This window comes from Streptomyces sp. NPDC001027 (genome assembly GCF_040299045.1).
Taxonomy (GTDB): domain Bacteria; phylum Actinomycetota; class Actinomycetes; order Streptomycetales; family Streptomycetaceae; genus Streptomyces.
Genome location: NZ_JBEPBI010000226.1, coordinates 1 through 12305, shown reverse-complemented (window position 1 = coordinate 12305; position 12305 = coordinate 1). Strand labels below are relative to the sequence as shown.

Below are 12305 nucleotides of genomic sequence, written 5' to 3'. Positions count from 1 at the left end.
CGGTGCTGTTGCTCACCGGCGGCGCCGCCCTGACCGTGCGCCTGCGTCGACGCTGAGACTCGGGTCGCACGGCGTTCAGCGGTATTGCTCAGGTCGTCAGTTGACGGTGACGGCCTCGCCCCCGTCGGTCACCGGGGCGTACTTCGCGGTGAAGAAGCCGTTGGCGAAGCAGAGGCCCGAGCCGGACGACTTGGTGAACTGCTGCTTGACGAAGGAGATGCTGTTGTCGGTGTTGCTCGCCGTGCCGGACAGGCTCGGCGCCTGGTAGACGCAGTTGATGCTGCCCAGCAGGGTGCGCAGCACGACCGTGGTCTGGATGACGGAGCCGGCCGCCGGGGTCACGGTGACGGTGCCGTCGGAGGCCACGCTGCTGGTGTACGGGAGCGCGTTGACCGTGATGCTGGTGACGCCGAGCACGCCGAGCACGTTGGCGGTGCAGCTGCCGAACGTGTGGGCGCTGAGCGACTCGGTGGCCGTGCCGGGCGCGGTGGGGTTGTCGGTGACGGTGGCGGTGAAGCCGGAGGCGGCGCAGGACAGGCCGCTGGTGCCGGTCGCGCTGGAGTAGAGGGTGGCGGTCGTGCCGCTGGCCAGGGAGGCGTTGAGGACGTCGCCGACGGCGACGTCGCCGGCCGGCGTCGTCAGCACGGCGCCCGCGGCGGAGGCCGGGGTGACGGCCGTGAGGGAGAGCGCGGCGACGGTTCCGGCGAGGGCGAGGAGGGAGCGGGAGCGGGTGCGCATTCGAGTGCCTCTTTCGGAAGTGGGGCTGTACTGGGGGGAGTTGCTCGGTGGGGTTGAACCGGCGTGTCGCTGGTGGCGACGTGGGGGACGCCGGGAGGCGTCCACCGCTGCCGGCCCGTGACGCCTTCTCCGTACGCGACGGACCGGCAACGGCAGGCGGCCGGCGACCGTTCGGAGGTCACTGATGAGTGACTCCGCACGGACCGGGCGGGAGAGGGCCGCCGGTCGCGGGCCGCTGGGGGAAGCGGCCGCGCCGACGGCCATGAAGGGATCGAGCGCGGGACCGAGGGCCCGTACTGGCTGAATGAGTCCGGGAGCGCGAACGATGTCGTCGCGCTGCGGATCCGGCGCCACGGATCCGGGCTGAGCCAGGGCAGTTGTAGACCTGATGGTCAGTCAACGTCAAGACGGTGAAACAAAGTTGAGGCTCCGGCAGGGGCAAGTGAAAGCCCCGGCGATCCACCTGGTCGGGGGATGGCACATAATGAACACTCTTTTTCCACATCTCCCTTGACCCGCCAGTGTAACCATCGGTAACTTCCTCGAAGGCTACTGCTGCGTAACGAGAAAGCCCTTGCGGTTTCCGGGAGTTGCGAGGAGGCGTGCGCAGCAGCCGCTGTCCGCGCCAGGACAACGTGCCGCTGAAGCCCAACCCGCACGACTTAGCGCATGGGAGCAGAAATGGCCTCGTCCCCGGACGTCAGTTCGTCCGCCGACAACACCCCCGAGAACCCCGAAAGCGGTTCCGCAGAGAGACGCGGCCGGGTCCGGCTGCGCCGGGCCGCCGTCATGGCGGTGCCCGCCACCTTCGTCGCCGCAGGACTCGCGGTCCTCACCGCTCAGGGCGCCCTGGGCGTGCAGTTCGCGATCTCCGGGATGCCGTTCGTGGTGACCGCCGACCGGCTCGACGGTGAGGGTTTCGCGCAGTTCGGCGGACTCGACAGCATGATCGAGGACAGCCCCAACCAGGGCGACACCGGCGGTCAGGTCCTGGTCGTCACCTCGGTCGTGAAGAACGGCAAGATCACCAACATGTGCCAGAGCGTCGACCTCGGCGGCATCCAGCTCGTGCTCAAGGCGGGCGGCGGGTCCACCCCGGTCAGCGTGAAGAACCTGGCCATCGACTCGGACGAGATCTCCGGCGACGCCGAGTTCAACAACATCGAGATCGGCCGCGACTCGAGCACGTTCGACAAGGTCCCGATCCAGGGTCCCAAGGGCGTCTACGGCCAGCAGGCCGACACGGTCGTCATCAAGAACCTGTACCAGCACAACTACGCGGCCACCGCCGCCGTCTTCAAGCTCCCCGGACTGAAGATGAGCTTCTCCAGCGAGGGCTGCAAGTAATGACCTTCACCCAGTGGCGGGACCGCTTCCGCGGGTGGAGAGGCCAACGGCCCTTCGCGGGCGGCCTGATGCTGGTCCTCGGCGGTACCGAGATCCTGGTGACCATGAAGGCGCCCCTTCCGGTCATCCTGCACGTCGGCATGCAGGGTCTGGCGGGCTACCTCCTGCCCACCCTGATGGTGGTGTGCGGTCTGCTGATCCTGTTCAACCCGACTCAGCGGCTGTTCTACTCGATCATCGCCATCCTGCTCTCCCTGGGCACCTGGCTCACCTCCAACATCGGCGGCTTCGTCGTGGGTCTGGTCCTGGGCGTCGTGGGCAGTTCCGTGGCGTTCGGCTGGCTGCCCGACCAGGAGCCTCGCGTGAGCCGCCGCAAGCGGCGCGAGGAGGGTCAGGGGCCGTCGACGACGCAGACGTTCATGAAGAGCGCGCCGCTGCCCGACGCGGGCAAGCCCGCCTGACGGCGGCCGCACCCCACTCACCGGCGGGGCCGGGACGACCTGCGCACAGCAGGCCGCCTCCGGCCCCGCCGCTCGTGCGCCGGCCCCGGGTCCGCGCCGGCGGCCCGGTCAGCCCCCCAGTCGCCCCGCACCGGGCACCGGGCACCCAGATTCGGCGACCACCCGACACTCGGCACTGGGTACACGGCACTTGGTAGACGGCACATGGCACTCGGCCCCCAGTACGGCGTTCGGCGCGAGAGATGCGCACTCCCGACGGCCCTGCCATGAAGGCGCGACGCGGCCCGCCAGGGGGAGGGCGGCACGCCTGCCCGGGGACACGTGACGTGCGGGGCGACCCGGCCACGGCGCACGGGAACGGATTCCGCCTGGACTGACCAACGGTCAACCCACCTGCGGACTTACGCCCGGACGCCCCTGCTCACCGCGTTCCGGATCACAATGCGGCAGCGTCTCCTCACACCTGGTGGGTGCTCACTTGACTACCAGTGGTCACACACGGTTGGCTCCGAGCCAACGCATGTCCTCTCCGCCGGTGCACACCCCTGCGTTCCGGCGGCGCTCGCCCCGTCCTCCTGCTCTGCCGCACAGCGAGGTGCAGCCCCCCATGAACACTCCCGTCCCCGCTCCCGTCGTTCCGTGTCCCCGCGGGTCCCTGCGGCTGGCCGCCCTCGCCGCGGCCTGCTGCCTCCTGCTCGCCGGCTGCACCGGCGCCGCCTCGTCCGGCGCCGACGCGAAGGGGGCGGGCGGCACGGGCGGCCGGATCAAGGTCGCCCTGGTCACCCACGGCGCCGCGAAGGACCCCTTCTGGGAGCTGGTGCGCAAGGGCGCGCAGGCGGCGGCCGCCAAGGACGGCGTCGACCTGACCTACGCCAGCGACTCCGACCCCGGCGGACAGGCCGAGCTGGTACGGGAGGCGATCCGCGACCATGTCGACGGCATCGCGGTGACGCTGGCGAAGCCGCAGGCCATGCGGAGTCCGGTGGCGGAGGCGAAGGCGGCCGGCATACCCGTCGTCGGCTTCAACTCCGGTATCGACGCCTGGCGTTCGCTGGGCATCCTCGAGTACTTCGGCCAGGACGAGAGCGTGGCGGGCCGCGCCGTCGGCGACAAGCTCGACGCTCTGCGCGTGAGACACGCCCTGTGCGTCATCCACGAGCAGGGCAACGTCGCCCTGGAGGCGCGTTGCGCGGGCGTGAAGAAGACCTTCGACGGTGAGACCCGGATGCTCTACGTCGACGGAACGGACATGGACGCCATGACCGCCGCACTGACGACCCGGCTGCGGCAGGATCCCGACATCGACGAAGTAGTCACCCTCGGCGCGCAGTTCGCGCTCGCCGCGGTGCAGGCGGCCGACAAGGCCGGCAGCAAGGCCGAGGTCGCCACCTTCGACCTCGACAAGGACCTGGTCAGCGCCGTCCGCGACGGCCGCGTGCAGTTCGCGGTGGACCAGCAGCCCTATCTGCAGGGGTATCTGGCCGTGGACGCGCTGTGGCTCCACAAGACCAACGGCAACGTCAGCGGCGGCGGTGTCGCGCCCGTGCTGACGGGTCCGGCCTTCGTCACCAAGGCCAACGTCTCCGATGTCGCACGCCTGGCCGCCGCCGGGACCCGCTGACCCGTCTTCGACCGCCCCCTCCCCCCTCCCCCCCCGCTGATCGCCCTAGGACGACTATGTCTCCACGGACAGGTGCCCGGCGCCGCCGACTCGGCTCCATACGTCTCTCGCTGTTCCTTCTCGCGCTGGTGCCCAGCGTCACCCTGGCCGCCATGTGGGGTGTGACGACGACGCAGATGTTCTCGGAGGGGCTGCGTCTGCGCGCGCAGACCCAACTCAGCCGCTCCACCGGCGCCATGGGCACCGAGGCGACCCTCGCGCTGCAGCAGGAGCGCAGCCTCTCGGCCGTGTGGCTGGCGTCGGGGCCGGCCGGCTCCCGGGCCGCGCTGGAGGCGCAGCGCCAGAAGACGGACGTGGCGGTCGCCAAACTGGTCGCCCGCGCGGAGGACATCCAGCGGGCTCCGGCCCGCGTCCGGGACCGGCTTTACTCGGTCGTCGCCTCCGTGGGCAGTCTGGAGTACTACCGTGGTCAGGTGGACGCCCCGGTCGACATCACCGCCGCGCAGGCACTGGACCAGTACACCTCGATCATCGACGACCAGATCCACGCCTTCCAGGAGCTGTCCCAGGTCGACGACGGCGATCTCACCTCACAGGCCGGACCGCTCGTCGCCCTCGAGCACGCGGCCGAGCTGGTGTCCGAGGAGGACCTGAACCTGACGCTGGCCGGGCCCTCGAAGCGGATGGACGACAAGACGTGGGCCCAGTTCGCGCAGTTGGTGAACAGCCGGCGCTGGCTCGTGCAGGACCAGATCGTGCCCTCGCTGACCGGCGCCGCGAAGACGCAGACCGAGCAGATCCTGACGAGTTACCAGTGGCAGACCCTGGAGGCCGTCGAGGACAAGGTGCTCGCGGCCCGCGCCAGGCAGGGGGGTAACGGCGACATCGTGCTGCCGGACGTGCAGAAGGAATGGCGCGCCGCCCTCATCGACGTCTCCGCCCAGTACGAGAAGCTGATCCGGCAGCAGACCACGGACCTGCTGCAGCGCAGCGCGGACGAAGCGCGCGGCCTGCTGATCACGGCCGCCTCGCTGAGCGCCGGCGGCCTCGTCGCCCTGCTGCTGTGCGTCGGCATGTCCTGGCGGATCACCCGCTCGCTGTCGCGGCGGCTGCGCGGACTGCGCATGGCCACGCTGGGGCTCGCGCACGAGCGGCTCCCCGACGTGGTGGCCCGGCTGGATCGCGGGGAGACCGTCGACGTGGACGCGGAGACGCCGCCGCTGGACTACGGCGGCGACGAACTCGGGCAGGTGGCGGCGGCGTTCAACACCGCCCAGCGCACCGCCGTGCTCACCGCGGTGGAACTCGCCGACACCCGGCGCGGTTTCGAGAAGGTCATCCTCGGCATCGCCCGGCAGAGCCAGAACCTGGTCAACCTCCAGCTCAGCAAGCTCGACGCGCTGGAACGCCGGCACCAGGACCCGGACGTCCTCTCCGGCCTGTACGAACTCGACTCCACGGCGAGCCAGTTGCGCCGCTACGAGGAGAACCTCGTCATCATCAGCGGCGGCCGGCCCGGACGCAGCTGGTCGGAGCCGGTGGCGCTGATCGACATCCTGCGCAGCGCCGTCGGCGAGGTCGCCGAGTACCAGCGGGTGGAGGTGCACACCGAGGAGGAGGTGTGCATCGCGCCGCCCGCCGTGGCGGACGTGATCCATCTGCTCGCCGAACTCATCGACAACGCGACCTCCTACTCACCGGCGCCCGGCCCGGTCGGGGTGCGGGCCACGCTGGTCGCCAGGGGGCTCGCGATCGAGGTCGAGGACCGCGGCCTCGGCATGTCCGAGGAGGACTACGCCTCGTTCAACGCGCAGCTGGCGGTCGCTCCGCAGTTCGACGTGGTGGCGCTCGCCGACGACCTGCGGCTCGGCATGTTCGTGATCGCCCGGCTGGCGACCCGGCACGGCATCGGCGTGACCCTGCGCTCCTCGCCGTACGGCGGCACCACCGCGATCGTGCTGCTGCCGCACGAGGTCGTGGTCCGCGAGTCGCCGGACGGCGACGACCCGGCTGCCGGGATCTCCCGCACGGCGTCGCCCGCCGGACGCGTCGCCGAGGCCGGCCCCGGCCGGGGGGCGTCCGACGTCTCGTCCCCGGGACCGGACGCGCCCGATGCGCCCGATGCACCGGACGCGGCCCGCGAGGAGCGCGGGGAGCGCGACGCCGTGCGGGAGTCCGTCGACGGGTCGCCGCAGGACTCCCCCGGCACGACGACCGCGGCGGCCGCGGCTCCCGGCGACGCGCGGCGCGTGTCCGGCACGGAGACGGACCAGCACGGCCGGCCCCGGCCCGACGAGGGCGCCTCCCTCGGCCCTGACCGCGACCAGGACCCGGGACGGGATCGGACCCAGGACCGGGAACCGGGCCGGGATCGGCCCCGGGACCCGGACCAGGACCAGGACCCCGACCCGGGACAGGACCCGGGACGGGAGGGCGGCCGTTCCGATCGCCGGACCCCGTCGCCGCTCCCGGTGCGCAAGGTCTCCGTCCCGGCAGACGGCTCGTCCTCCCCCGCGGCGGGCGTGCCCGTGGGGGCCAGCGCCCCTCTGGGCGGCCTCGCCCCGCTGCCGCGCCGGGTCCCGCAGACCAGCCTCGCCGACGAACTGCGCGAGGACCCCTCGTCCACCGGAGCCGCCGAGGACGACCGCGTCCTGGAGGACTTCACCGCCGAGCGCGCCGCGTCGTCCCTCGCCGGATTCCAGCGCGGCACGCTGCTGGCCCACGCCGACGCCGACGAGCCGCCGTCCGACCCGCAGGAGACGACCGCCGAGGAGGCCCCCGGCCCGCCGGTCACCGCCGCGGGCGCCGCAAAGACCCCGACACCGCCCGCCGACCGCTCATGAAGGACACCGCGATGACACCCTCCCTCCCCGGCGCCAACACCCAGCTCGACCAGTTGCTCACCGGTCTCGTCGACCGCGTCGCCGACGTCAACCAGGCCGTGGTCCTCTCCGAGGACGGGCTCGTGGTCAGCAAGTCCACCGGCTTCCTGCGCGAGGACGCCGAACGGCTGGCGGCGACGGCGTCCGGGCTGATGAGCCTCAGCAAGGGCGTCAGCATGGACTTCCGGGGCGGCCCGGTGCGCCAGGCCCTCATCGAGATGGCCCACACCTATCTGATCCTGACCTCTGCCGGTCCGGGCGCCCATCTCGTCGTGCTGGCCGGCAAGAACGCGGACGTCGGTGTGGTGGCGTACCAGATGAACATGTTGGTGAAGAAGATCGGCGAGCACCTGAGCGCGGCGCCGCGGGCCCATGTCGGTCCCGCCGTGCGCACCCACGGGGGGTGAGGTGAGCGGAGGCGACGAAGCGGGCCGGCTCGTGCGACCGTTCGCCCTGACCGGTGGACGGACCCGGCCCAGCCGCGCCGACTTCACGCTCATCACGACGGTGACGGCGGTGCATCCGCCGCCCGCCCGGGTGCCTCGGCCGCAGCCGGAGTACGCCCGGATCCTGCGGCTGTGCGCCCGTCCCGTCGCCGTGGCGGAGCTCGCGGCCCATCTCGACCTGCCGGTGAGCGTGGTCGTCATCATGCTCTGCGACCTGCTGGAGGCGGGTCTGATCACGGCCCGGCCGCCCCGCTCGGTGACCGGCTCCGCGGACCTGGACCTGGACCTGCTGCAGAAAGTGAGGGACGGCCTTGGCCGGATCTGACGGCGCCGCACCCGCCACCCGGCCGGCGGCGGCGCCCGACACCGTGAAGATCCTCGTCGCCGGCGGCTTCGGCGTCGGCAAGACGACCATGGTCGGGGCGGTCAGCGAGATCACGCCGCTGCGCACGGAGGAGCCGCTGACGGTCGCCGGGCTCGACGTCGACGACCTGAAGGGCATCGAGGAGAAACGGTCCACCACCGTGGCCCTCGACTTCGGGCGGATCACCATGGGCGAGGACCTGGTGCTGTACCTCTTCGGCACACCGGGCCAGCAGCGGTTCTGGTTCATGTGGAACGACCTGGCGATCGGGGCGCTCGGGGCGGTGGTCCTCCTCGACGTGCGCCGGCCCGAGTGCAGTTTCGCCGCCGTCGACTTCTTCGAACGCCGAGGCATCCCGTTCGTCATCGCCGTGAACGGCTTCCACGGCCTGCACCCCTACCCCGCGCAGGACATCAGGGAGTCGCTGGCGCTGCCGGCGCACGTTCCCGTGCTGCTCTGCGACGCGCGCGAGCGGGAGTCGTGCCGTGACGTGCTCATCGCGCTGATCGACCACCTGATCGACGACGTCACCGCCGGGGCCCGGCAGGGTTAGGGCGTCCCGCGGGCGTCGGCGCGCTCAGTGGGCTCCGGCCTCGCGCAGTACGGCGATCGTCTCCGGGTGGGGCCCCGCGGTCGCCCACTGCAGGGGCGTCAGGCCCGTGCCGTGGTCCTCACGGAGGTCGGGGTCGGCGCCATGGGCGAGGAGGACGCGGACGGTGTCGACGTGCCCCCAACAGGCCGCCGCGCACAGGGGAGTTCCCTCGGCGCCGAGGCCGGCGCTCTCGGCGTCGGGCGGCGCTCCGGCCTCGAGGAGTCTGCGCGCGGCGTCGGCCTGGCCCTGAACGCAGGCCGCATACAACGGAGTCGTCCCCTCGGCGTCGGCCGCGGCAGGGTCGGCCCCGGCTTCGAGCAGCCGGTCGACGTTCCTCCCGTCCTCGAACCGGGCCGCACGCACCAGACGCTTCGTCAGTTTCTTCTGCCGTCTCCTGTTCACGGGTGCCGACCCTAGTGACGGGGCGGTGTGCGCGTCGCCGGCATTTCTCATCGGCGCCCCACAGGAACGCGGCGGGAAACCGCCAAGCGTGTCCCGGCGATTGACCTGCGTCCCTCCCGCCCCTACTTTCTGACCGGCTCACCGAACTCGGTTCGACATATCGAATCACACCGGCTGTGTCCGGGCACCCCGCTGCATCCCCCTGGAGCGCACATGACCCCCGATCCGTCCCGCCGTCTCTTCCTCGGCGCGGCCGCCTCCGTCCCCCTGGCCCTCACTCTCGGCGTGCCGTCCGCCCGCGCGGCCGACTCCGCGTACGCGATGGCCTACTTCACCGAATCGACGAACCTCGGCGACGGCACCGACTACGGCCTGCATCTGGCCGTCAGCACGGACGGGCTGCGCTGGATGCCGCTGAACCAGAACAATCCCGTGGTCACCCCCACCGAGGGCGCGCTCGGGCTGCGCGACCCGTTCATCCTGCGCAAGCAGGACGGCGCCTTCGTGGTGCTCGCCACCGACCTCAAGGGCACCGACTGGAACTACGTCAGTCAGTACGTCCACGTCTGGAACTCCACCGACCTGCGCACCTTCACCGGATACCACCGGCTGAAGCTGCACGACATGAACACCCACAGCTGGGCTCCCGAGGCCTTCTGGGACGCGGGCCGCGGCCAGTACGCGCTCATCTACTCGGCCGTCAACAGCAGCGGCCACAACGTCATCATGGTCAACTACACGACCGACTTCGTCACCGCCTCGGCCCCCCAGGTCTTCTTCGACCCCGGCTACGACGTGATCGACGGTGACATGGCCGTCGGCGTGAACGGCGTCAACTACCTCTACTTCAAGAAGAACGGCACCCTCCTCGGCGCCAGGTCCACGTCCCTGAACCCGGGCAGCTTCACCCCCTTCAGCACCGCCGTCTCGCACGGCGGCACCGAGGCGCCGACCCTGGTCAAGTCCCTCACCTCCGCGAACTGGTACCTGTGGGGAGACACCTACACCCCCAACGGCGTCTTCTACGCCTGGCAGTCGACCGACCTGTCGGCCGGCTCCTGGACGGCACTGGACCAGAAGAACTACACGCAGCCGGTGAACTCCAAGCACTGCGGCATCACGACGATCACGTCGGCCCAGTACGACAACCTCGTGGCCAAGTGGGGCGCCCCGTCCTGGAACCGTCTGAAGTCCTACAACTTTCCCGGCCGTTACGTGCGCCACGCCGACTACCTCGGCCGGATCGACGAGTACCCCGTCGAGCCGTACAAGGACTCGCTGTGGACCCTGGCGCCGGGCCTCGCGGACAGCTCCGGCGTCTCCTTCCGGTCCGTGAACTATCCCACCCGGTATCTGCGGCACTACGACTACGCGCTCCGACTCGACGTCAACGACGGCACGTCGACGTTCGCCGGGGACGCGACGTTCTACCGGACGGCGGGACTCGCGGACTCCAGCTGGTCGTCGTTCCGCTCGTACAACAACCCCACCCGGTACATCCGGCACGCGAACTACGCGCTGCGCATCGACCCCGTCTCGACGGCTACCGACAAGCAGGACGCGACGTTCTCCGTGGGGTACTGAACCAGCGGGCCACGACGGCGCGTTCTCACATCCGCGCGAGAACCGGCAGCAGTCCGGCGGCCGCCGTCACGTCGTCGGTCAGGGGGCGGTCGTCCGTGCCTGCGGGCAGGGCGGCCGCCGCCACGGCGAACGCGGCGACCGGCGGCGGTCCGGGCAGCATCCTCAACGCCCGTACCGCGGCGACGAGTTCGCAGGCGAGGACGACGGTGTAGGCGTTCGCCGCGCGCATGGCCTGGCGGGCGGCCTGACCGGCGAAGCTCGCGGCCTCCTCCAGGCCCCGCGACAGGACGGCGTGCCCCGCCGACGCGGGCGTCGCGCAGGAACGGAGCTCCGCGAGCGCCGAGTTGGCGGTGTACTCGAGGATCATCGCGCCCGAGCTGCTCGCTGGCCATCCGCCGAGGAAGGCGGGCAGTGCGGTCAGTCCGGGGTCGCCGAGCGCGGCCAGGCGGGCGGCGGAGAGCTGCGCGGTCTGCAGCAGCGCGAGTCCGGCCGCGTCCAGGGCGAGGCCGAGCGGGGCGGCGAAGAAGCCGCCGTGGTGGTAGGCCGCCGCGCCGTCGGGATCCATGAGGGGGTTCTCCGAAGGGCAGTTGATCTCCACCTCGACGATCTCGCGCAGCCGTTCGGAGGCGTCCAGGGCGCAGCCGTGCACCTGAGGGAAGGCACGGAACCCGAAGGGGTCCTGGACCCGGCCGCCCGGACGGGGCGCCGGCCGGCCGGGCAGTCCGAGCAACCGCCGGACCTCGCCGGCCGCGTGGGCCGCGCCGGGATAGGGCCGCAGTGCGTGCACGGGCGCCGCGTACGCCTCCGGCGACCCGGACACCGCGACGAGCGAGAGTGCGGCGACGGCGTGCGTGGCGCGCAGCAGCATCGCAGCCTCCCCCTGCGCCAGAGCCGCCTGCGCCAACGCCAGGGCGTTGCTGCTGAGCAGCGCGAGGGCGTCTCCGGCCTGCAGGACGACGGGAACCGGGACGCGGCCGGGGAGCGCCGCGCCGGACCCACCGGGCGCTGGGGCGAGGGCAGCGTGACCGGGCAGAGGGGTCCGGTCGGTCGGCGCGGCGGGCAACGCAGCTGGCACGACGATGAGTTGGGAGCCGTCGACAGCCCGGACGCCGGGCGCGACGTGGCCGCCGGGCGCGACGGAGACGGCGGGGACGCCGGGAACCCCGTGGACGGCAGGGACCGCGGGGACGGCAGTCCCGCCGGGTGTGCCGGTACCGGTACGTGCGCCGACGCCTGTGGATGCCCCGGCGCCGGTGACCCCGTCAGCGCCGGTGACCGCGCCGGTGCGAATGGAGACGTCCAGGGCGACCGGTCCTTCGCCGACCGGGGCGGCGGTCACCCCTGCATCCCTGCCGCCGCGCGTCACCGCGCCCCGGTCCGCGTCGTTCACGGCGATCGCCGCCGGCGGCACGGCGGACTCCGCGAGCGCGACGGGCGCGGCGGGCACGCCAGGCGCCGCAGGCGTGTCGGACGCCATCGGCGTCTCGGGGGCCGCGGGCCGCCCGGTCGCGTCCTCCGCCCCCGCCCCCTCGCCTGTCCACGGACGTTCGCCGAGGAGGGTGAGACCCGTCTGGGCCAGCGCCGTCAGGTCGCCGGTGCCGACGCCGCCGTACTCGTTGACGGCCGGGTGGACGCGAAGCCGCAGGGCCTCGACGAGGGCGTCGACGAAGGCCGGCTGGATGCCGGAGCCGCCGGCGAGGAGTTGGTTGGCGCGGATCGCGAGCATCGCCCGGACCTGGCGGCCGGGCAGCAGGTCGCCCGCCCCGCCGGCGTGACTGCGCAGCAGACGCAGTCCGTGCGCGACCTCGTCGTCCTCGTCGACCGCCACGGAGCGCTGCGCGCCCACGCCGGTGCCGCGGCCGTACAGC

11 protein-coding genes are annotated in these 12305 nt (G+C 72.1%); 8 read left to right on the top strand and 3 right to left on the bottom strand.

The genetic code is table 11. The features are described 5' to 3' along the window. Positions 1–96: 96 nt before the first annotated feature. On the bottom strand, positions 97–738 hold the full coding sequence (locus tag ABT300_RS35210) for a Tat pathway signal sequence domain protein (RefSeq protein ID WP_351684663.1): 642 nt from the start codon (positions 736–738) through the stop codon (positions 97–99). A 681-nt stretch (positions 739–1419) separates the two neighbouring features. Between ABT300_RS35210 and ABT300_RS35205 the strand changes: the two genes are divergently transcribed. The 7 genes from ABT300_RS35205 to ABT300_RS35175 all read left to right on the top strand — a co-directional run bounded on the left by ABT300_RS35205 (position 1420) and on the right by ABT300_RS35175 (position 8412). Further along, on the top strand, positions 1420–2085 hold the full coding sequence (locus tag ABT300_RS35205; RefSeq protein ID WP_351684666.1) for a DUF6230 family protein: 666 nt from the start codon (positions 1420–1422) through the stop codon (positions 2083–2085). Next, complete coding sequence (locus ABT300_RS35200; protein WP_351684660.1) at positions 2085–2546, top strand: DUF6114 domain-containing protein; 462 nt, start codon at positions 2085–2087, stop codon at positions 2544–2546. Before ABT300_RS35205 ends, ABT300_RS35200 begins: the two co-directional genes overlap by 1 nt. Positions 2547–3153: 607 nt before the next feature. Then, positions 3154–4167 carry a substrate-binding domain-containing protein gene (locus tag ABT300_RS35195; protein ID WP_351684658.1) on the top strand — a complete coding sequence of 338 codons (1014 nt, stop codon included), beginning with the start codon at positions 3154–3156 and terminating at the stop codon, positions 4165–4167. Between the two features lie 56 nt (positions 4168–4223). After that, positions 4224–7010, top strand: a complete 2787-nt coding sequence (locus tag ABT300_RS35190; RefSeq protein ID WP_351684655.1) for a sensor histidine kinase — start codon at positions 4224–4226, stop codon at positions 7008–7010. An 11-nt stretch (positions 7011–7021) separates the two neighbouring features. Beyond that, on the top strand, positions 7022–7456 hold the full coding sequence (locus ABT300_RS35185) for a roadblock/LC7 domain-containing protein (protein ID WP_351684652.1): 435 nt from the start codon (positions 7022–7024) through the stop codon (positions 7454–7456). Position 7457: 1 nt separating this feature from the next. Continuing rightward, entirely contained in the window at positions 7458–7820 is a 363-nt protein-coding gene (locus ABT300_RS35180; RefSeq protein ID WP_351684649.1) for a DUF742 domain-containing protein, read from the top strand. After that, positions 7807–8412 carry a GTP-binding protein gene (locus ABT300_RS35175; RefSeq protein ID WP_351684647.1) on the top strand — a complete coding sequence of 202 codons (606 nt, stop codon included), beginning with the start codon at positions 7807–7809 and terminating at the stop codon, positions 8410–8412. The genes ABT300_RS35180 and ABT300_RS35175 overlap by 14 nt, the downstream gene beginning before the upstream one ends. 24 nt (positions 8413–8436) lie before the next feature. Here ABT300_RS35175 and ABT300_RS35170 read toward each other — a convergent pair whose 3' ends face one another. Next, positions 8437–8853 (bottom strand): ankyrin repeat domain-containing protein, encoded by a 417-nt coding sequence (locus tag ABT300_RS35170; protein ID WP_351684644.1) that lies wholly within the window; start codon positions 8851–8853, stop codon positions 8437–8439. A gap of 213 nt (positions 8854–9066) precedes the next feature. Here ABT300_RS35170 and ABT300_RS35165 point away from each other — a divergent pair, with 213 nt between their 5' ends. Then, positions 9067–10437 (top strand): glycoside hydrolase family 43 protein, encoded by a 1371-nt coding sequence (locus ABT300_RS35165; RefSeq protein ID WP_351684641.1) that lies wholly within the window; start codon positions 9067–9069, stop codon positions 10435–10437. Positions 10438–10462: 25 nt separating this feature from the next. Here ABT300_RS35165 and ABT300_RS35160 read toward each other — a convergent pair. Next, on the bottom strand, positions 10463–12305 hold a 1843-nt coding region (locus ABT300_RS35160; protein WP_351684638.1), incomplete at its 5' end, for an aromatic amino acid lyase.

Bases quoted from the DNA above. Each gene is read 5' to 3' on its own strand.
- ABT300_RS35210 (WP_351684663.1), bottom strand. From the start codon at position 738: ATGCGCACCCGCTCCCGCTCCCTCCTCGCCCTCGCCGGAACCGTCGCC.
- ABT300_RS35205 (WP_351684666.1), top strand. From the start codon at position 1,420: ATGGCCTCGTCCCCGGACGTCAGTTCGTCCGCCGACAACACCCCCGAG.
- ABT300_RS35200 (WP_351684660.1), top strand. From the start codon at position 2,085: ATGACCTTCACCCAGTGGCGGGACCGCTTCCGCGGGTGGAGAGGCCAA.
- ABT300_RS35195 (WP_351684658.1), top strand. From the start codon at position 3,154: ATGAACACTCCCGTCCCCGCTCCCGTCGTTCCGTGTCCCCGCGGGTCC.
- ABT300_RS35190 (WP_351684655.1), top strand. From the start codon at position 4,224: ATGTCTCCACGGACAGGTGCCCGGCGCCGCCGACTCGGCTCCATACGT.
- ABT300_RS35185 (WP_351684652.1), top strand. From the start codon at position 7,022: ATGACACCCTCCCTCCCCGGCGCCAACACCCAGCTCGACCAGTTGCTC.
- ABT300_RS35165 (WP_351684641.1), top strand. From the start codon at position 9,067: ATGACCCCCGATCCGTCCCGCCGTCTCTTCCTCGGCGCGGCCGCCTCC.